General features: G+C 48.5%; 17 protein-coding genes, 1 tRNA gene and 1 other RNA gene. 2 read left to right on the forward strand and 17 right to left on the reverse strand.

Annotated features, from left to right (window positions below; all coding sequences use genetic code 11):
- Positions 1 to 251 precede the first annotated feature (251 nt).
- Both NF683_RS18405 and NF683_RS18410 read right to left on the reverse strand, forming a co-directional pair.
- A complete protein-coding gene (locus NF683_RS18405; protein ID WP_253920669.1) occupies positions 252 to 2,876 on the reverse strand; it encodes an AAA family ATPase in 2,625 nt (874 codons plus the stop codon).
- Between the two features lie 126 nt (positions 2,877 to 3,002).
- Positions 3,003 to 4,037, reverse strand: coding sequence for a DUF3800 domain-containing protein (locus tag NF683_RS18410; protein WP_253920670.1), 1,035 nt, complete (start codon positions 4,035 to 4,037; stop codon positions 3,003 to 3,005).
- Between the two features lie 316 nt (positions 4,038 to 4,353).
- Here NF683_RS18410 and NF683_RS18415 point away from each other — a divergent pair, with 316 nt between their 5' ends.
- Entirely contained in the window at positions 4,354 to 6,717 is a 2,364-nt protein-coding gene (locus NF683_RS18415) for a KAP family P-loop NTPase fold protein (protein WP_253920671.1), read from the forward strand.
- Between the two features lie 280 nt (positions 6,718 to 6,997).
- Here the strand turns inward: NF683_RS18415 and NF683_RS18420 are convergent, their stop codons facing one another.
- The 15 genes from NF683_RS18420 to NF683_RS18490 form a co-directional block, all read right to left on the reverse strand.
- Complete coding sequence (locus NF683_RS18420; RefSeq protein ID WP_253920672.1) at positions 6,998 to 7,351, reverse strand: hypothetical protein; 354 nt, start codon at positions 7,349 to 7,351, stop codon at positions 6,998 to 7,000.
- Positions 7,352 to 7,527: 176 nt separating this feature from the next.
- Positions 7,528 to 9,000: a hypothetical protein gene (locus NF683_RS18425; protein ID WP_253920673.1), complete on the reverse strand. Its 1,473-nt coding sequence runs from the start codon at positions 8,998 to 9,000 to the stop codon at positions 7,528 to 7,530.
- Entirely contained in the window at positions 8,945 to 11,512 is a 2,568-nt protein-coding gene (locus NF683_RS18430) for a complexin/synaphin family protein (RefSeq protein ID WP_253920674.1), read from the reverse strand. The genes NF683_RS18425 and NF683_RS18430 overlap by 56 nt, the downstream gene beginning before the upstream one ends.
- A gap of 363 nt (positions 11,513 to 11,875) precedes the next feature.
- A complete protein-coding gene (locus NF683_RS18435; RefSeq protein ID WP_253920675.1) occupies positions 11,876 to 12,199 on the reverse strand; it encodes a hypothetical protein in 324 nt (107 codons plus the stop codon).
- A gap of 58 nt (positions 12,200 to 12,257) precedes the next feature.
- Positions 12,258 to 12,440 (reverse strand): hypothetical protein, encoded by a 183-nt coding sequence (locus tag NF683_RS18440; protein WP_253920676.1) that lies wholly within the window; start codon positions 12,438 to 12,440, stop codon positions 12,258 to 12,260.
- Between the two features lie 62 nt (positions 12,441 to 12,502).
- Positions 12,503 to 12,727 carry a hypothetical protein gene (locus NF683_RS18445; RefSeq protein WP_253920677.1) on the reverse strand — a complete coding sequence of 75 codons (225 nt, stop codon included), beginning with the start codon at positions 12,725 to 12,727 and terminating at the stop codon, positions 12,503 to 12,505.
- A gap of 20 nt (positions 12,728 to 12,747) precedes the next feature.
- Complete coding sequence (locus NF683_RS18450) at positions 12,748 to 13,038, reverse strand: hypothetical protein (RefSeq protein WP_253920678.1); 291 nt, start codon at positions 13,036 to 13,038, stop codon at positions 12,748 to 12,750.
- 299 nt (positions 13,039 to 13,337) lie between these two features.
- Entirely contained in the window at positions 13,338 to 13,937 is a 600-nt protein-coding gene (locus NF683_RS18455) for a DUF1819 family protein (RefSeq protein WP_253920679.1), read from the reverse strand.
- Positions 13,938 to 13,994: 57 nt separating this feature from the next.
- The gene (locus NF683_RS18460; RefSeq protein ID WP_009095642.1) at positions 13,995 to 14,312 is read right to left on the reverse strand and encodes a helix-turn-helix domain-containing protein; all 318 of its coding nucleotides are present in this window, start codon (positions 14,310 to 14,312) and stop codon (positions 13,995 to 13,997) included.
- A 146-nt stretch (positions 14,313 to 14,458) separates the two neighbouring features.
- Positions 14,459 to 15,478: a TniB family NTP-binding protein gene (locus NF683_RS18465; protein WP_253920680.1), complete on the reverse strand. Its 1,020-nt coding sequence runs from the start codon at positions 15,476 to 15,478 to the stop codon at positions 14,459 to 14,461.
- Positions 15,475 to 17,373, reverse strand: a complete 1,899-nt coding sequence (locus tag NF683_RS18470) for an integrase catalytic domain-containing protein (RefSeq protein ID WP_253920681.1) — start codon at positions 17,371 to 17,373, stop codon at positions 15,475 to 15,477. The genes NF683_RS18465 and NF683_RS18470 overlap by 4 nt, the downstream gene beginning before the upstream one ends.
- A gap of 8 nt (positions 17,374 to 17,381) precedes the next feature.
- Positions 17,382 to 18,005, reverse strand: a complete 624-nt coding sequence (locus NF683_RS18475) for a TnsA endonuclease N-terminal domain-containing protein (RefSeq protein ID WP_253920682.1) — start codon at positions 18,003 to 18,005, stop codon at positions 17,382 to 17,384.
- A gap of 121 nt (positions 18,006 to 18,126) precedes the next feature.
- An RNA gene (gene ffs / locus NF683_RS18480) (signal recognition particle sRNA small type) lies at positions 18,127 to 18,223 on the reverse strand.
- 55 nt (positions 18,224 to 18,278) lie between these two features.
- Positions 18,279 to 18,355, reverse strand: a tRNA-Met gene (locus NF683_RS18485).
- Positions 18,356 to 18,458: 103 nt separating this feature from the next.
- Positions 18,459 to 19,391 (reverse strand): choline ABC transporter substrate-binding protein, encoded by a 933-nt coding sequence (locus tag NF683_RS18490; RefSeq protein WP_253920683.1) that lies wholly within the window; start codon positions 19,389 to 19,391, stop codon positions 18,459 to 18,461.
- 191 nt (positions 19,392 to 19,582) lie between these two features.
- Here NF683_RS18490 and betI point away from each other — a divergent pair, with 191 nt between their 5' ends.
- Positions 19,583 to 20,206 (forward strand): transcriptional regulator BetI, encoded by a 624-nt coding sequence (betI, locus tag NF683_RS18495; protein ID WP_193059614.1) that lies wholly within the window; start codon positions 19,583 to 19,585, stop codon positions 20,204 to 20,206.

Raw genomic sequence — 20,206 nt, forward strand, 5'->3', positions numbered from 1 at the left:
GATAGTAGGTGCCAAACTGGAGCAGAGTTTAAACACCCTTTGGCGATCTAGAGATGTTGAAAATCTTCAGCATCCAGCTCTTCCTTGGACTTGATGTGACGGCTTTTGATGATGCCGCTAAGCAACTCAATTACATAGCGCGATGTAGCCATAATAAGGCCTGAAGGAGTCTACGAACCCCGGGGAGATTCAGTTCTCGAATGACAGGGAATAGAATCACATCTCACCTGAGCTTTATAGAGGCCATTCGTTCAGCGTTTTAATAGCACCTCCAGCGCTGCATCTAATGCAGTGACAGACTCGACAATTGTTCGTGTAGTGGCATGATCGAACTCATGATCGCGCTGAGAGTCGTGAACACCGCTATTAAGGTAACCCCATTCGATGCTTCCGGCACCGACGCCTAGCAAGCGTTCTAGTGCGGTAACAATATCTTGAGCGCCGACATACTGAGCAGCAATACGGCCAACAGCCGACCGGAGTTTGCCGCATTTGTTATTCAGCTCCCATGGCGAGCGCGGCCCTCCAAGCTTGAGCTCAATGCGGCCATCGGCTCGCCGACCCAGCCAAGTCCATATGCGGTCGGTGAGACTCTCCAACGCGGGCCGCGCCTGTCGCAGTGCCTCGCGTTTTTCGCCGCCGGCTAATGCCTGCTGAGCAAGAAGAACGTAATTCTTAACGGGTGGATCGCTGTCGATGCGGAGCTCATGCTCGCCATAATGAGGCAAGAACTTGTAGCGCTTGATTAGCGCCGCGCGCCGCGCACCCAGTTCTTGCTGGATACGATGCAGGAACTCCTCAGCGTGGGAAGTCAGTATAACCTGCTTGCCTTCTAGCAGGCCGTCTTCAAAGAAAGTACGCCAAATTCCATCGCGGTGTTCGTCGTCGATCGCATTGACTACGTCATCAAAGATAACCACGGGACAACCCTGCGCGAGATTCTTGGCCAGCAGAATCGCCAGGCCTAGGCACTTAATGTGTCCTTCGCTGAAGACAATCAGTGCGTCATACCTCACACCCGGTTCGCCTGCGAATTCAACTTCAATCTTGCCGTTTTCAGCCACTGGCAGCCACAACGAATGCAACAGGCTGCTAGGAGGATCACCGCGATTGAATGAGTTGTACAAATTGCAGGCCTCCTCCCCCAGGCCTTGAAGCAGCAGGCCTGGCAACGCGGCTAGGTAGCTCTGGATCTCTGGCAAAAAACTGTCGTAGGCCGCCTTGATCCGTTGATGGTGCTCAACTACCGACACTTCTGCCGCAACGGCCTGTATTAGCTCACGATTCACCTCATCGAACTGGTTTACTGTCTGGCGGGCAGCAGCTAGTTCCTGATCCGCCGTCGTGCGCATCGTTCGCAGCCGCTCAACCTCAAGCCGATGCTGATCCAATCTGTCCCGCTCCTGGGCCAGCGTGCTGCGCTGGCTATGCACTTCGCGAGCCTGCGCATCAATGTCTTCGATGATATAAGCGATCCGCAGCAGAGCGTTCCAAGCGAGCTGATTACCATCAACCCAAACGCCAAGCCAGTTGCCCGTAGCCGAGGCAGGCAGCTCTGGAAGACCAGCCGTATGAAGGTCTGCAGGACATACGTTCGCAGCAACCCTAACTACGCGACGCATCTCGTCCCAAAGCACTCTCACTGCCTCGTTCAGCTGTGTCCGAAGGCTGGCTTCGTGCTGTTGAAGAGCGGCCAGTTGTGCAAGTTGCTCCAGACCTGTTCGGGCTTTGGCAAAAGGGTCTTGCGCCACAGCAGCCAATCCTGTTCCGCAGGCAGGACAAGCAGTTGCCCCATCGGCTAAGGCCAGCACCGCTTCGTAGAGCTTGGCATACGACACTTCGCCGGCGCGGCTCGCGAGCTGTCCGGACGACTCCTGCCATAAATCATTAAGGCGGTAGGCCTCTGCCAGCAGTGCCTGCAACTGGGACTGGGTCACCTCGTGGATGGCGGGTGGGACGGCATCGAGCTGGGCTTGCACATACGGCAGTCGTCCTTGTTGCTGTGGGGTGCCGAGCAGCCAGTCAACGCAAGCTTGGTACGTTGCACCCGGCGACATACGCTGCGCTAGAGCACGCTCTAAGTTCTCAACCCCAGCGATTTTTTGCGGATAGGCATTGATCGTCTGTTCCGAGTTCGCCAACTGTAGGCGGCTTACTGTCAGTTGAGACGCCTGAGCTCCGACAAGCATCAGGTTCTGATCTAGCGACGGATTGAAGCCCCGCACGAATTCACTGAACTGATCTACGCCGAACAAGGTTGCGATAAGCTGTCGCTGATCACCCGGGGTACGTGCGGCGATGCGAGCAAAGTCGTCGAGGCGGTTCTTTTCGATGAAGCAGAAGCGATACTCGGATTCGTCTGGCTGCACGACCTCAACTTCGTCGGCTCCCCTCGCTGACAGTACTGGAACGACATGGCGGCGCAGGCGAGCGTTGTTGCAGTAGGTTCGCTGATCCACTCTTTTAACCTGCGCTTCGCTGATTGAACCTAGCATAGCCACTTCCAGCGCTTCGCAGAAGCTACTCTTCCCTGTACCGTTTGCACCGTAGATCAGGGTGATATCATGGCTGAGGTCGAATGTCTCCTGCCGCATGAACCCCCTAAATGGTCCCACTTCGAGCAGGTGCAGGCGCCCGAGGGATGGCCCGGATTCCTGGCCATGAGCACCCTCAGCGTATACGACAGGCATCTGCGCCAGATGTGCCACGGCCAGCGGTGAAAGGCGCGTTGACCGTCCGCGACGCGCGGCACCGACCTCCGCCAGTGGCTGCAAATGATTGAGCACCAAGTGCGCGAGCCGGCGAACGTCATCATGCACCTCTCGCTGCGCCAAGTGTGAAAGGAAGCGTTGGTACTCTGAATGAATGCTTGCCATGCAACCCTCTAGATAGAAAGACGCTTTAGGGTGCGTCCATAGCGGTGTTGATTGACCTCTCGCTCATTTGCGTGCGGTCGAGTGTTACTTCTATCAGCTATCAGTCGTTATGGCTTTTAAAAGTTTTTAGCAAAATAGTCGATAACCTGAGCCGCTTGAGTCCCCTGGCGGAAGCGTTTCTGTTCTTCGAAATTGATCGAAGGCAGCATGTGTATCAACTGATGGTCTGCATAGAGGGCCAAAAACCTTCTCGGTATCCAGCCCCCCTCCGCGTTTTCCTGTTAGCGTATTTGCTGCCTCTATGGCCGCGCCGATCATTACGTCTGCCAGTTGCACCCCAGGACTACTCTTAGAGTTGACCTGTGTCACCGACTGGAGCTTGAGGGGAAAGGTGATGCTCGCAATTTTCGACTGGCGAAACGTAATCGCATCCTCATGGTGAATGAAGCTCTGAAGTAAGTCGTGATAGGTAAGCAGGTTCTTGGACTGATCATGCTCGACCCAATAGGGCCCATCTGCGATGACTTCCATCTGGCTTATAAGCGACTGTAGAACAACGAGGGCGGCGTCTGTAGTCACGCCTGGTGTAGCGATCGCTTGAAGGCATTCCGGCGCTTCAAACTGAGCCAAGGGCGCTAGTGCTTCAGGCAGCTCCTGCCAGTATGAGGCACGAGCGGCTTCCACTAGATCGGTAAAAGCCTCCGAGCTTTTCTCCTTCATCGCACGTTGGAAACAAGCTAGTAGACGGTCAAGAGCGCCCTCACCTAGGAACGTTGGCCCTGTCATGTACAGGAGTGATGCGAGCGAGTAGTTATTCCCATCTGCATAGACATTAATTCCTCGCTTGTAGTAAAACGGCTCGACCGCGTAGTCGAGGAACATCAGTAGCAGAAGATAGCGCTTGTTGCAGACGTAGGTTACGCACTTATGATGTGTTAGTAGGTCACGCTGAAGTCCCAACAGGCGCGGGTGGTTAGATTCGCGCCGTGCTAATGCCCGATACTTTAGCTCGTTCGCCTGCAGCTTGGGAAAGTGCTCCCGAATCAAGTCTCTTGCCTGGTCATCGTCGATAGCGATGGCTCCCGCCCCTTGGAACGGTTGCTCAGGGTTAAGCAGGTCGAAGCCGGTGTAACCGCTTTCATCGATTCGAAAGCATTCCATATGCAAATCCCATCGTGCTCCTGGAGGAAACAATTCAGGTAACACAGTACGGTAAAAGCACGAAGCAATCTATTCTTCAGCAATATGTTGTGTGTCCTCTGTTGGCCGACCTCTAACCATGCTGATAGAGTTAAGCTAACTGTCTGACGAGGCAAAGAAATGGGAATGTGTTCCAGGAAGTCCATGAAAATCGCGTAGGGCATTCGACAGCCAGCTCACGGCTGGAACTCGGAAATATAATTGATGCCTGTTTCGATCCCTCTTCTTTATCTTGGAAGCCGGGAACTAGCCGCTTTAATGGTAAAGGTGGAAGTCTATGAGCTATAGCCCGGTGGCCAATTTGTTCGCGCGCATTTCTTTGTGGCGGGCCAGTCGTGCCCAGAAGGACAGTACGAATGCCGTAGAGGTTACAAGAACAGATAGCGGAATTGGAGCAGAAGCGCCTATTCGAGCTGCGACCCAGGATCGACTGAGAAGGGAAGATTTTGCCAACCGCATAGCCGGAGTGCTTTCAGAACTCAACCTACGCGAAGGTAGGGTGTTCGCAATCCGAGGTGGATGGGGTTTCGGCAAATCATCCCTAAAGAATCTTATCACCGAGAAACTTGACTCCAGAAACGATGGCGCGGATTGGCTTGACTTCAATCCCTGGCAATGGGGCGACAGCGACTCCATTGCACGCGCCTTATTCGGCCAGATAGCAGATAGCCTAGGCAGCGAATATTCGAGGGCCGCTATCGCCCGTGCTGAAGCGCTACGACAATACGGCACCATCCTTACCGGGAGCAGCACACCGCTAAAGAAGGCCAGTGGCTCGAGCAGTATTATCTCTGCGATGCTTACGAACGCCTCCTTGATTGCCTTCGCCTCGGCCGTAGGCTTCGACCTCCCGACAGTAGCATTGATTGCGGGAGCTCTTGCCACCCTCTCAGTAGTAGCGTTTTGGGCGGGGCAATTGGTTTCAAGTTTCGGGCGTGACCGCAGTAGTGACCCACTCGGCAAGATACGTGAATCACTGGAAGTTCGTCTTCGCGAGCTTGATCATCCGCTTATCGTTTTCGTCGATGATATAGACCGGCTCGAGCCTGAGCAGATTCGTATGCTCCTGAGACAGGTGAAGGCAAATGCCAATTTGCCCAATATAGTATTTGTATTGCTGTTTCAGCCTAACATTGTAGAACAGGCACTCGCTCCGGTCGCTGATGGTGATGGTCGCGCCTTTCTCGAGAAGATTGTGCAGACAAACTTCGACCTACCAGCAGTCCCGGTAACGACGGTACACCGTATCTTCGGGGAAGAGCTTTCAGAGCTAGCGGGACATTACGCAACAGAGGCAAACGGATTCTCGCATAAGCGTTGGGGCAATGCTTTCGCCGGATGTATCCAACCTCTAGTGTGTAATTTGCGCGATGCTCGTCGACTAATTTCTTCGATTGCTGTGCACCTGCCGCTGCATGTGTCTGGTGATATACTTGAGGTAAATTTAGTCGACTTCCTGGTACTGGAAGCACTCCGAGTTTTCGAGCCGGATTTGTATGCAATTCTATTTCGAGAGAGGGACGTGCTTCTTCAAGAAAGGCGATTCCAGGGGGATGGACGACGAGAATCGGAAAAGATGGTGGCAGAGAGGCTTCTCGACATCGTATCGGGGAGGCGTCGCGCTATCATAAAAGACGTGCTCAAAGACATCTTCCCTACTATCGGCTGGGCCTATGGAGGAGCCAATTACGGGGATGGCTCACGCCCCATATGGCTGGCCGAAAAACGGGTTTGTTCACCGCGCTACTTCCCAAGGTATTTCGAACTCCAGACTGCTGTTTGCGAAATATCAGAACGTCGTTTCGTCGAGTTCCTCGATGCTACAACATCGAATGAAGAACTTAATAAAGCCATCGCTGGTATAGAAGCTGAAGACCTCTTGGCTGGGCTCGCCGCTAGACTCGACGAGTCTGTCGAGCGGCTTCCAGTTGAAAACGCCAGTGTGATCCTACCGGGTATGTTCCGAATTGCTGAAAAACTGGCAGGGACGGGCGAAGCAGGCCTGTTTAATTCGCCTTGGGTGTCTGCATGGCGAGCCACTAGCTGGTTCTTGAAGAAAATACCTCAGGAACTACGAGGAGAGCTCGCCTTCAGAGCGCTACACCAGACTCAAGCATTATCTGTCGCAGGGATTTTGATTCATCTCGATGATCCCAAAGATCAATCAGAGGACAGGACGAGCGCCTTTGATCCGTCTCTTGAACTGAAAGATGTTGAGGCGATGAAAGTTGAATGGTTGCGGTTGATCAGAAACCTTGCTGCGGATGGCAGTACGCTGAAAACCAAAGCGGATCTCGTGTTTTTACTTTATCGGTGGAAGGAATATTCGGGATCACTAGAAGAACCTAGAATATGGATGTCACAAGCGATCAAAAATGACGAAGATTTCGCATTCATGGCTACACGCATGATGAGCCGAGGCACAAGCCACTCATGGGGTGACCGAGTCACCACGCCGCATAACAGATTCAGCAGAGAGACGATTGATGATTTTGTCGGTATCGATATAGCTAAGGCCAGATGCGAGACTATTGATCCGACCGAACACCCTGAGCACGCAGAGGCGCTACGAACGCTAAATGGCTCCCTGGAGGTATGGCTCGGGCTTAGAAAGCCCGGCCCACTCGAATTTAACTTATGACTCTAAATATCCCAAAATGGTAAACTGCCAGTGCTATTTTGTTTCTACAAAAAGTCAGCGACTACCTTGGCCGAGAGAATGGCAAAAAATATGCAACAGTGACCATATTAGTTATCTTAGTTATCCGAGCCGTGCCTTAAATAAACTGACTTCTGCGATCATCAAGAGAACTATCTACAGAGATCCAACGAATCCATCTCTATGCGATTAATGGGCAGCTTATCAAAGCCAAAACCCAGGTACCAACGTGGCAAGGGATAGTCACTTAAATATGTATCATTTATAGCGAATTGCTACACTCTATTGATGATGCACCTGTTAATTGGAGGCATTGATGACCGACGTCGATATCAAAAAAGCTGTAAAGGCTTTTATTGCTTGATGATTCCTCATATACGGGTAGCATCATTCCGTTAGTGCCGGGTGGAAAGGATGGAAGCTTTACTCTACCCTCCGGCAGCGCCGCCCAAAACACTGCAATTTGTTCCCCTGTTATTTCATCTAACGCATCAACATAAGATTGTACTCTTAGCGCTTCAATGATGTGAGCATGCGACGTATTGAAGACAACCACAGCTAAAGCAGGGAAGTTATTACTGTGCTCTTTCGAGAGCTTTTGGATTTCCTCAAACAATGCTTTTTCCCTCATATTAACGTCAACAGCATGCGCGGCTATAGAATGAAGCCGCAGCCGCAATGCATTAGCCGTCACTGTGACTGTACTGGTTATTTGATTGATTCAACGAACCATATAAGTCGATTCTTCTGGTGCTTGTGCGCAAGGGCCGCATGCACACCGAACTAGCGACTTCACCTCGAATAAGAACTAGGTTTAGGAAATCCGCCCCGGACAACAACTACGATAATAAAAATCGAGGACTGGCCAGTTTGGTGTGGAAAGACATCTATATCGTCTTCTATGACGCCAACCGGTGAAGTTTTATGCGAGGCTTCAAGCACGGACAGAACTGCAATACGCTTCCCCAATCCTATCGCGTAAGCAGCTGTCTGATTGAAAAATCTCTCGCAGTCTTTCGGAAAAATGACCTTACTGTTTTCGACCTTTAACTCGATAGGGATGTCTCGAAATGCAAGGTCAGTGATCCCCCCTGCCGCTTCGGGATGTCCTTGCAGATGCCCCCCAATATCGCTCCGATTTTGGAGCATCTCAGTAACTTTTTCTTGGAACTTTTTCTCTGAGGTACTAGCTTCGAACAAGCCATTTTTTAGAGCTTGTGCAGCTATGTTTCCTAACCCACAAAGAACTATCATCGTGTTGGCAGCATCACCCGGAAGCAAGCCAGGGAAGGTCCTCAATCTGTCGCGAATCCTTAGAAGGTGCCGATCAACATGTGAAAATCCAGTCAATGGATTTGAATCGATATCAGTTCCTTCCAAGAGCAAACGGCGATGCCCGACAATAGCAACGTCTCGACAAGCACTCGTGTCGTCGAACTCGGCCGCGTACAGGAATTCGTATGGTCTTGAGCCGAACGAGTGGGCCACCTCCAACACGGCACGCCCAGTCCCCGTAAGAACGAGGGGGCCGACCCCATCGGGTTTCTCGAATATGAACGTTGGCAACCAGTTTCGTTCGCGGGAATCAACTGTCACCGGTGTCAACGATAGAAAACTCGCACCTTTTGGCCAATTTGAAACTCGCACTTCAATAGTCAGGTCGTAAGCCGTCCCAGGCTTGAGATAGTTCCATTGTTTGGCCGGTTCTCCATCAATATCAAATTTCAGGAAGGCCACGGTAGTATCGAGCTTCTCCGGCTCTTCTAAGGCGTGCTCTGAGACTGCAACCCTCAGACCACGATAGCTTTGAGCCGGTAGGTCTGCAAACAAGAGAAGCGGTAAGTTCCACCGTTTCAACTGTTCCTGCAAGGCAGCCAATCCGTCGATACTTTCAAGACTTGCAACCTGATCCAGAAACGCGGACAAACGTTCGTCGGCTGCAAAGCTCGAACTTCTATCTACCTCCGAAGCCTTAATCTTTGCCGACCCCAAGAACCTCTGAGCATCAGGCTCGGCGTTTCGGATAGCGTGCTTCCACTCTGCCAACGTCAAGAATATTTCCGTTGCGGTAAGGTAAGCACGATACTGATCTTCTGTATCGCCCCGGCTGATCTCTGAGATAATACCCTCTAGTGCCGAACAGGCCTCTTTCAGATACTCCACGTTATTTTTAGGCGGTTGTAGAGAGTCTAAGAGAGCTGCTGCAACTTCAATCCTCGAAGAAAAAGCCTGGTGGAAAATCTCGAAGTTTGGCTCGTTCCTCATTCTCTTTCTCCAGGTCGGATAGAAGACTTCTCCAATGCTCGATAAGCTCAGAGAATGCCTCTCCACTTTCTATTGAGTGTTCGATGTCAGAAGCCACCGCGACCAAAGCGGTTTCAAGTCGCCACAGTTCGTTTCGGTCTTCTTCGGGAATATAAGCCAGCAATTCTTTAAAATAAGCCCCCGAAGTTGCGTGGTCTCCCGCCTTTGTTAAGGCAGCTGCGTAGAGAAGAGCCTCGACAAAGCCCTCAGGCCTATATGGCTTTAGTCCTTTAAATGCCATTTGGATTTCATTTAAACAATTTTGAAGCTCTTGGTGCGGGGCTCTCAAGATCGCGGATGCGCAATCGTCTGTGGAAATAGATCGGGTATAGTCATCTTGAATTGCCTTCAACGCCACTTTGGCAAAGCCAGGAACTTCCGCAAATCCGTAGTGCAAACGGTCAACGGCACGGTACAGTGCGCTTCCCTCCAAGGTTAGAAGGATAGCCGAAAGATGTTGACCAAATTTTCCTTTGCGCTCTTCAGACGAAAGGCAAAGAAAGGAAAAGGCGTCTATGCAGTCAACGACAAAGTCCTCCTGCTTGTTTTCATTAGAGTAGTAAACAATCAAATTCCAGAGACCGCGTTTGATTAGGCCCCGTTTTGCTTCAGGAAATGATCTGCGCCGTAAAGAATGAACGGCAGAACGGTGAACGATGACATATGGATCTGTTAGCAGGACGGAAAATGCCTCGAAGAACAGGTCAGGAAAATTTTTCACCAAGTCGTATGGCACATCCTCCCATGCCATAACCGCGCTGGCACGCACTAAGGCGCTCTCGTCCATAAGGGCTCCATACCAGTCGGAAAGGACTAGCGTTAGGCTTTCGACACCCGTCAATAGTTTCGAAACATGAGCGATCATGTTTCCGCGCATTTGCGTTTGGTCTTCGGGCAATTTCCGGTAAAGATCTAAGAACTCTTCAATCCCTTCGCGCCCTTTGAATTTTGCACCAATGATAGCCCACTCGATAAGTGCACCTTGCAAACCATCAATAGCGGCGCGTTTATTCGTTCTCTCCATTTGGGAGAGCGCATTGTCAGGTAACTCTAAGGAATGCTTTTCCCCAACTGCCTCATACCTCTCGCTGAGAGTAGCAGCAGCACCGATGAGATCATCAAAATGCTCTACCGCGAGCTCTGCAAACTCGTCCCAAGAGTGCCTGAAGAATTGTCCAGCAACATGCATGCCGTTCTCTGGGCTCTCCACAGCAGCCCAAAGCAATCTCTTAAAAGCAATCCTTTCGGATGTTCCGATTGTGGCCGCTTCCCCATATCGGTGTTTAAGTACCGATCTATAAGTTCTATAAGCCTCTTCTCTCCCCATATCGTCGTTGTCTGCAAGGAACGATTGAATGATTTTATCCGTTTCCTCGGGAAGATGTTCGAGGCACTTTGAGGCCGCTTCTCGAAGATAATAGAGCACTCTGCTATCTCTCCGCTCTCCTGGAAGAAGGTTACGCCGACGCATTAGCTTAGCGAAGATGCTTCTGGAGTGCCTTTCAAGCAGTTCGTCATCATCCGTTGCGAGGAGAATTTCAACCGCCGCACCAATTCTCGAAGGGTTTGTGTCACTGATCAGTTTATCTACGATTTCACAAACGTCAGCCTGCCTTTTCTGGAAGAGCGAGCGAATTGGCGCAGCATCTAGCCGAACTGGCTCACTCGCTTCGAAATGTAACCCGGGCGGAGGACCTAAAGCCATCGACACGAAGCGGCGCAGAACTTTTTCAAGGTCGCCTTGGTTAAGCCTTTCTGCTCCCGTCAAAACTTCTCCGACAGCCGCAGACGATTTCTCGTAGTTACAAACCAAACGTACTGCCACCGATAGCTTTTCATCCGGTTCCAATGGGGTCCGAAGTAAAGCTTTCGCGGCAGGCATAGAATACGGCAAGAGTTCGTGCAGCACTGCGGGTAGAAGATGATTGATCACCTGCCTGGTGAATGCCTCAGGAGCAAGGTTTGCCAATTGCTCTAACCGTGGATCGTTCTTTTCGATGACTTCCTGATCGAGCTCATCGATCAAATCGAGCACAAAGGTTTCTTCCAAAGAAAGGTGGCTTCGAAGCTCTTCTCTTTCTTCTAGCCTCTTAGCCTGTTCCTGCTTTTTCCTGATTTCTTCTTCCTCTCGTGCCTTTCTTCGCTTCTCAGCGGCTTCTTCTCGAGGCGAAACGAATTCCAAGATATTGGGGAGTCCAACAGGAAGCCTTTTTGAACAACCCTTACAGTTGTTTTGGTAGAAATCGTAGGCTGCATCCTCCAGCAACCAACATTGCATCGAGTTCTTCTGGGAGAATTTGCACTGGACACCCATGTGGCCAATAGGCAGGCCGGTCGCAGCTTCAACCATTCCCCTGCCAGAGGACCTTACGAATTCTGCGTGGTAGCACCAATTGTTTAGTAGTTTTTTTGCTTTGAGGTTACTCTGACCTGCTTCTACCGCCGAATTATAGTTGTCCTCAAAATCTTCCATCTCGACTCCCCTCTGCCACGTTTAGGAATGCCTACAGGTGATCCGAACTCAAGACGCCGGACAACAGGGGGCAAGGTGAGTTTTTGTATAGGCGTGCTGCATTACACCTTTCTCTTGATTTTCTTATACACACGGACAGGTATTAGATTACTCATCTTATGATCGGGCAAACGTACTGGCACGTTTATCCGACAATTACAGTCCATTAAATACGCCAAAACTCGCTGATTTAATTTTAATTAGGCTTCATGTCCAAACTCGCGCGCCTGCTGCATTTCTCGGTATGACCACTTAGGGCCGAAATCTGTCTATAGCAGCCCTCACTAGTCAGTCCAAAAGGGTGGCGTAACCACTTATCAAGATTTATGCACCCTTATCACGGAAATAGTCATCCGTCGCCACTAGCCCCAGACGATCATCAGTATTGAAGGCCTCATCTCTATCGCTGTCTGAGCTGAACAAATTTTGCACACGGCGTTCTTGTTTGAAGTAAGCCAACGTGCTGAAAAAACAGCTTTCGCACAGGTGAACTTCATAGCGTTCGCCGTCGTGTTGCGAGCCATAGCCCCAATGTGCCTTAAGCGTGGCGTACTCAAAATTTTCACCTGCTACACGTGTTGTAGTTAGGCATACATCGCACACCACATCAGTGACGGCTTCGACTTCGACTTTTTCAGTCACTTTCATCGCCCTGCTCCTCGCCTACCGACAATGTGCTCACTGACATAGAATGTGCAATGCGGGCCTATCTTGGCTCCTTCTCATTACTTAAGTGAGTGATAGGAGAACGCTCTTCCACCTGCATGGCTTCCCAGTCGTCAGCGCCCACAGACTCAAACGGCAGCTCATATTTGCCGACCGAGCCCTTAAGCCGCTGCAGAGGACTGCCGTTTGCTTTTACATCACCCAACTCATTAGATTTTTTCATTTAAACGCCTCCTGCAATGCGTGCCAGACTATGAAAACAGTATCACGGTAGACTCATTAACCTTAATCCACACCAAGCGCTTTGACCACCGCGTCGATCGGTTCGGCATAGAAGCTGGTCTGAAACTCAGTGAATAGCTCTCCGGGGAGGGTAGGTATATCCAAAGCGCTGCTCATGGGCAGGGTGACGCGGTTACCACCGACATCAAAAGCAACCTGTAGGCACTCCTCTAGGCTTTCGACGGGTTTTAAGCTCCCTCCCAGGCTCATATCGCCTAACACCACCATTTGGCTCTGTGTAGGTTTACCTACCAGCCCTGAAGAGAACGCAACCAAGCTGGCGAGCGAAAGATATCGCAGCACACCGCTATTTTGTAGTCGACCACATGAAGGTGGAAGTCGTGCTCTAGCACCTTACGGGCACCGCTGGTACGGCTGGCGTTGGCCTTGAAGTAATCAAAAGCCATTTTGACCTTCTCTTTGGCAGCAGTAGAGTTCCAAAGCCCTGGCATGGCCAGCTTGCCGCTACCCGCCGTTACCTGCATTTCGATGCGGTAAACCCCTGGCATGCCTTTGTCGCTTAGGTAAATGGTAAGCACAACACCTGGCCTGCTAAAAAATTGGGCCGCGTGATTTTTTCGGCCACTTAGTTCAACCGTGCCCGGAGCTGTTCATCCTCGTGGTGGTTAAAACCGATGGGGATGGGTAGTGATCACTCTGTGAGATGCGGATGCGTCCCTGTGTCTAGCATCCTTGATGCAAGGCATTTTTAATGCAAAAGGCTGATTTTTGATAAGACAATGCAGCTTGCCACCTGCGTTGCAAGGTCTACTTAGTCGTGTTTTGACGTGAGCACGGTTTTTAAGAAAAGAACGAGGTTAAGAAGGCAAAATGAACATTAGCGCAGCCGACGACAACATGTTTGTAGTCGTTCGTGCTGGTAGGTTTCAAGCAAGCTTTTTACTTCTGGCCGCAGCATCAAGGGCTGTAACTTGCGCGAGCGACTGGACGCCAATATGCTGACTTCCGCCAACATACGATACACCACCTGCCCCATTTTACGTCTGGAGCTTTCCGCCCACCCTGCTATTGCTTCATCGCGGTGTGCACGCTCTGCTAAAAACTCATCCCACTGGTAGGCCTGAAGCGACTCCGCCTGGGTTAAGAACGCATCGGCGACGACACTTTCGAGAAATTCCACCAATAACAAATTACGCGCCATAGCCGCACAGAAAGACACCTGTGTGGCGAGCTGGTCGTCGCCATCGCGAAGCGCTCGCCAAAACGGTGGCTCCAGCTTCTCTAAGCGCTTGCGAATCGCTTGCCCTGCACGTTTAGCAGTGGCGGGACGGTTCTTCTGGAGGCGGTTATCAATGATGATTGCCTGGTGCCACTGCCCTTCATCCGCATCAGAGAGCAGCAACTCAGCTACGGCACGGCTTTCGCGCACCATCAGTCCACCGCCAATCAGATCAGAGTTGTAGCTGAAAGAAGTCAAAAGGCGCTCATCAAGGTCAATTACGTTGAAGTTGCAGGCGGCTGATCAGTAACGAGATCAGCTTTCGCTAGGCGCACTGCCCTTTTTAAGCTGTTCCAACAAGCGTTGGCGTTCTGCAGGGTCGAGTTTATCTAACTCAAGGATCAATTCTGCCACGGTATCGTCTTCGCAGAAAAAATAGGGAATGGGCACCTCTAGTGCCTCTGAAAGCCTCTTCAGCAACTGGAAATTGGGCGCATGCTGCCCCTTTTCATACTGCGTCATACGCGCACTCGCCAGATTCGGCTCCATGCCGAGGTATTCACCCAACTGCCTTTGTGTCATACCCGCTGCTTGCCTGGCGGCTCTCAAGCGATCTGGAAGCGGACTGTCCATGAAAACACCATCGCTACTTGGAAAGCCGCTAGGCTAGCGCAAGATGACACAAAAATATGCTAAGAGATTCTTAGCAGAAATGCAATAGTGTTGTTTTAGAAGCGCCCATATTGTTATTTGCCGAAATGAGACATCTGAATAATTGTTTAATTTTTCGAAAATAATTCACGCGTTGAGATTTTACGAGTGAACTGTGTCGCAACAAATGTTTCAGATTCCACAGTTGAATAACGGTTATATGAAGAGTATTTCGAAACTTCACTAATCGGAACATCTTCTAGTTTAAGTTTAAATGCATTGTCTATACCTACAAAAATTTTATCGCACACCTCTACAAAACTCTGTTTACAAACAGTATTCTCATTTTTAGACAATGCCAAACAAAGAGCGGCTTCTAAAATCTTTTTAATTTTTCTTGTCTCGCCTCGTGTAATAGAAAACAGAGGAAACAAAATTTCGTCACTATGAAGACTGGGAGGTTTTTCAAAACCCATCTTACAGGCTAACCCTTTAATGAAACGAGTAAACTCAACTCTATCTTCTAACTTTAAAAATTTAAAATAAGGCAATTCTACTGCGCACATTAAACGTGAAGCCCACTGAGGTTCATTTGATATTTCAGCTGCCCAAGGCATACCAACAAGCACTATAGGAATATTTGCTTTTTCATTTACCAACTTCAAAATATTAGCTATTCTTTGCCGTTCTTCAACGGATTTAAATTCTATCAATTCCTGAAACTCATTAATTATTATTATTTCAGTTTTGCACTTTTTGAGCATCTTAACTAACGCTTCAGCAAGACCCGCTTCACGTCGCCTCTCTCGCCTTGTATCAGCCCCAAACTGACCTAAATCTATCATTAGTTGAATCAACATATTTTCTACATGGGGCTTGCTTGGGATTCTTGAAACAAGCACAGGTTTGATAACGGTGTCATTTTCAATATAATCTGGATATTTAGATTGGAACTCTTGAACCAATCTACTCTTACCTGAACCTGGATCTCCAATTATCAACATACACTGTTGTTCACCTCCTAATGCATGGCTATCCTTCAGAATTTCTAGAGAGTTAATGGCTCTTGCGACAGATGGATGATTAATATAACAATTCTTGAAATAAATTTGCTGTTCTAGCTTTTCATTATTTATCAACATATTCATGAGTATGGCTCCAAATCATCGGCAATATTATGCCAATCATCGACATGCTCAAAGTTTTTTGAATCTTTTGAGCTGTCTTCTAGAGAATAAAACATAGCATTATCTCTATTTTTCAAGTCACGGTGTACACTTTCAAAAGTTGCATCACTCTCACTATCGACGCCAATGAAAGCAGCAACGCTTTTCATTCCTTTTAGGCTACTCCTCTTCTTAGCTAAAGCATTTTCTCTTATATCATCCATTCTCTCGCTTAGCTTCATATTTGCAAGGGCAAGCCCATTATGATCGGTATTAATTTCTATATGGTTATTCAACAACCTTCTCATAACTTGGTGCTGGAAAATAGAGACGCCCTCTAACTGGAATTCCTGACTGATAGCATTAACCTTGATATACTTCTCCAGTTCAGGTAAGAACACATACACAAAAGAAACATCAGACGGATCTCGCTTAACACAAAGCTTGTGCTTTTTCTGACCAGGGGGCGGCGGGTGATTTTTTCTGAACTCTACCAGCATTTCGTTGCTATAGCTTATATGATCTACCTCTATCCCAATTGGTCGTAAATCGCGATAGACGGTGGGAAAACTTTCGATTTTGAATCTTTGTTTTTCAGCCCCTTGGTAAACAACCGGTGGAAAGTCTTGACACCCAATTTGCCACGATAAAGCAGGTATATTGGTTCTACGTTTATTTGGCTGCTGATTATAAATATCTACAACCCATATATGAAGCAGATGTAAAAACCTGGAAAATGGTAATAGCGCATCTTTCTCAGGCTCATAACCTTCTAAATCTTTTGCACTTGAGAAAGTTTTTCCCGGTATCTGATGAATAAATTCTGTATTGTAAGTGTTGAATATTCTCTCAACTAAAGGTTTCTTCCATGGTTTTCCAACTGGATTGTACTCAACGCTCATTCCTATTGAGGCAGAAAATCTCTCAAGATCTTTCGACCAAAACTCTGCGCCGTTATCAACAACAAGTGTTTCAATACGTCCTTGACATGGCCAATCTTTTTCGATGTCTGGATACTTTTCCAACAAGTCTTTTTTATCCAAGCACGCATTTAATACTGCACACCTTACAGAATTATAGCTCGGCCCTCTAAAGCTTAAATAAAAACCTACAATACATTTACTAAATGTATCAACCAAGGCAGTTATAAATGGCCTTCCAATAGGGACATTCAAGTTATCATCAAGCAAGATCAAATCAAGAGCGGTATGATCGATTTCAACACGCTCCATCACCCTAGTAGATTTTGTGAAACTATTGATCAATCGATATTTTTTATCCGCATATCGTTTGCCATAACGCTTCAAGTCACAAATATAAGGTGGAAGCTTTTTAACTCTATCGTAAAAGGCGCTTCGCCCAACAGCTACAAACTTATTATCTGGATTTTCATTATTATGGACTAATATTAAATCCTTATAAAACTGATAAGTGGTCGCAACAGAACCCCTCACTCGTGTAAGATATTTCTTTTCGATTGCATCCCAAAAGAAAGTGTCTTTTGAAAAAGAATTAAAATCACAAAAATTATTTTTTATAGCTCTTCTATCAACCAAGTAAAGCAAATTTTTATCGACACGATACTTTGCATTCCATCTGGCTACACTTTGCCACCCAGGCTTTTTATCTATAACACCTTCATTATATAATTCATAGATAATTGGCTCTACGTTCTTCTTCGTCCAGCCTCCGTTAAGCCTTTTATTGACCAACTTTATTACTTTATACTTGAACAAAGCTTTATCGGCGCACTCCTCATCAAGATCATCTATTGTTATGAATGCCACATCTTTAATTTCATCACGGCTTTTTATACTCGCTGCTTGCGAAAAATCTATGCCTGCTAAAGACTCATCAAAAAAAGGATCTTCCAACATAAATCACCTCATGCCCAAAGAAGCAAATCATTACCAATTTGCTTTTCCAATATATTGGCCTTTAATTTCCCAGAGGCTATTAACGAAACCAGTGAGCGAATAACTCTAGGACGTAAACTAATGTCATATAGAGCACAAATTTCATGCAAGAAAATGGGAGAGTGACTTTTCACAAGGCCATAAACACTATCATACAACTCGCAATGGCTTTGAAAACCAGCGTAACGATGTAGCAGCTTAAAATTATTCAAGACTGGATACTTTCTGATTTGAAGCTCAGTGACTAAGCTCAGCTCGAAACCTAACTGACAGGCTGCTTCTTTTTTTGCCTGGAATTTTTGAAAAAATTCTGGATGGAGGGTTTTACTATGGGGCTTGACCTCAATAAAAGCTATTTTTTGATTATTATTTATTATCTTAAAATCAGGAGTATAGGGGTTAGTTTTCCCATGAATCGAGTAAGTGAAACCCATAGGTTGGGCAATGAAAGATTTAACGTGAGGAGAGTATTCAAAGTGGTAGCAGGCATCAAACTCAAGGGAAGACTCTACAGTGTGAGTAGTAGCAGTTTTGAAGCTAGCAAATTTGTAGAGGTTCTTGACACGGGAATGACGGAGCTTACGCCTGTACATGACAGCACCCCATTTCGTAGGTTTACTACAAAAATAGGTTATGTCACGAGAAACCGCAAATTATGTCATTTTAACCGGAATTTATGTCAAAACAGACCGGAAACGACAGAAATGGAGGCGGCCCCAAAAGCCACATCCCGGCACACGCAGCCACCACTACCGTTGCTCCCTTCCGGGCCTGGCGGGGTTTGCAGTTTAGCGTTGCGGGAGGACCTAAGGGGCCACCATAACGGTACACTCTGATATTTCTAAGTGAGTGTACTAATGCTGATGTGGTGGCTACGCCCTGATTTGAACAGGGGACCCCATCATTATGAGTGATGTGCTCTAACCAGCTGAGCTACGTAGCCTTTCCCTCATCAACGGGTGCAGATTATGCCTATCTTAACTATGAAAGGCAAGCCAAAAACGACCTGCCTTTCATTCAACTACCCTGTTAAGTGAATAGTGTGCTTATAAAGCTGCTTGGACTGCTGGCAGTGCTTCTTCGCCAGCTCGAGTAGTCACCCCTTCGAGCCATGCTGCTAGCACATCATCGTTTTCATTGAGGTAACTGCGTGCTGCCTCTCGCGGGTCTACCCCATCGTCCATAATGGCACTCATCAGTTGGTTTTCCATTTCCAGGGTGAATGTCATATTTTTTAGCAATTCACCGACATTAGGGCACGCTTCAACAAACCCCGCACGAGTATTGGTATGTACGGTTGCGCCCCCCAGGTTAGGGCCAAAATAGTCGCCAGCATCAGATAAATACGCCATATCAAAATTAGTATTCATTGGATGCGGTTCCCAACCCAAAAACACCATCCATTTTTCATTGGGTACCCTCGCGCGAAGCTCAGCCAGCATACCCGCCTCGCTCGAATCGATGACTTGCCAATCACCTAGCCCATAGGCGCTATCATCAATCATTTGCTCAATCAGCTCGTTACCATCATTGCCAGCTTCAATGCCGTGTAAACGCTGCTCAAACTGATCAGCATGCTCTGCCAGATCATTAACGGAGGTCACGCCCGCATCATAGACATATTGGGGCACTGCCAGGGTGTACTTAGCTCCCTCAAGGTTGACCGCTAAGCGCTCAACCTCGCCACGCTCCACATAGGGGTCGCTGATAGATGCCATCGATGGCATCCAGTTACCTAAAAAGACGTCAAAATCATTATTACTCATGCCCGCATAAGCAATCGGCACCGAGACAGTATCGACACGCGTTTCATAACCAAGTGCTTCCAGTACTTCACTAGCCAATGCTGTCGTTGCTGTAATATCAGTCCAACCCACTTCTGCAAAGCGAACACTACTACACTCATTAGCATAGGCAGCTGCCGGTAAACAGGCAGTCAGCAGTAATGTACTTAGGCTTCGTGTGTATGTCCGTTTCATGTTGATCTTCCCCATTATCGGTTTTATATGAACACGCCCTATACGCAACAGTCGTAGAGACGAGAAAACAACGCAGGCTTTTATTGATTGAACGTTCAATAAAAAAATGTCATCATACCCAGGTAATCATGCCTACTCCTGGTTTTCAAGGACAGGAGCCAATGGGCATTCAACGTCAGTAGGAGATAGCTGTGCCTAAGGTGGGAATGGAACCGATACGCCGCCAGCAGTTAATTAAGGCTACCATGGCGGCCATTGACGAAGTTGGTTTAGCAGAAGCAACCGTCATGCGAATTGCCCGTCATGCTGGCGTTTCGGCGGGCATTATTAGTCACTACTTTGGCGGCAAGGATGGCCTGCTGGAAGCAACGATGCGGCAGATCTTGACCGATCTTAGTGACGCCGTTGCAGCACGCCGCCGTGCGTTAGAAGACGACTCCCCCCGAGCTCATATTGGCGCCATCATCGAAGGTAACTTTGATCGCACCCAGGTGACCGGCCCTGCCGCCAAAACATGGCTCGCCTTTTGGGCTAGCAGCATGCATAAGCCCGTGCTTCAGCGGCTACAGAATGTTAACGACCGCCGTTTGTACGCCAATTTATGTCATCAATTCCAGCGCGTCATGCCCCGCGCAGACGCTCGCAATGCCGCCCGCGGGTTGGCTGCGATGATTGATGGTCTATGGCTGCGTGGTGCACTTACCCCAGAAGGGCTCGATGCCGCTGAAGCGCGACATCTTGCGCACACCTATCTCGACCAATTGCTTATTCATCATGGATGCCAACAACGTGCATCCACTGCAGATACACAGTAA

It is taken from the genome of Halomonas sp. MS1 (assembly GCF_024182575.1).
Lineage (GTDB): Bacteria > Pseudomonadota > Gammaproteobacteria > Pseudomonadales > Halomonadaceae > Vreelandella.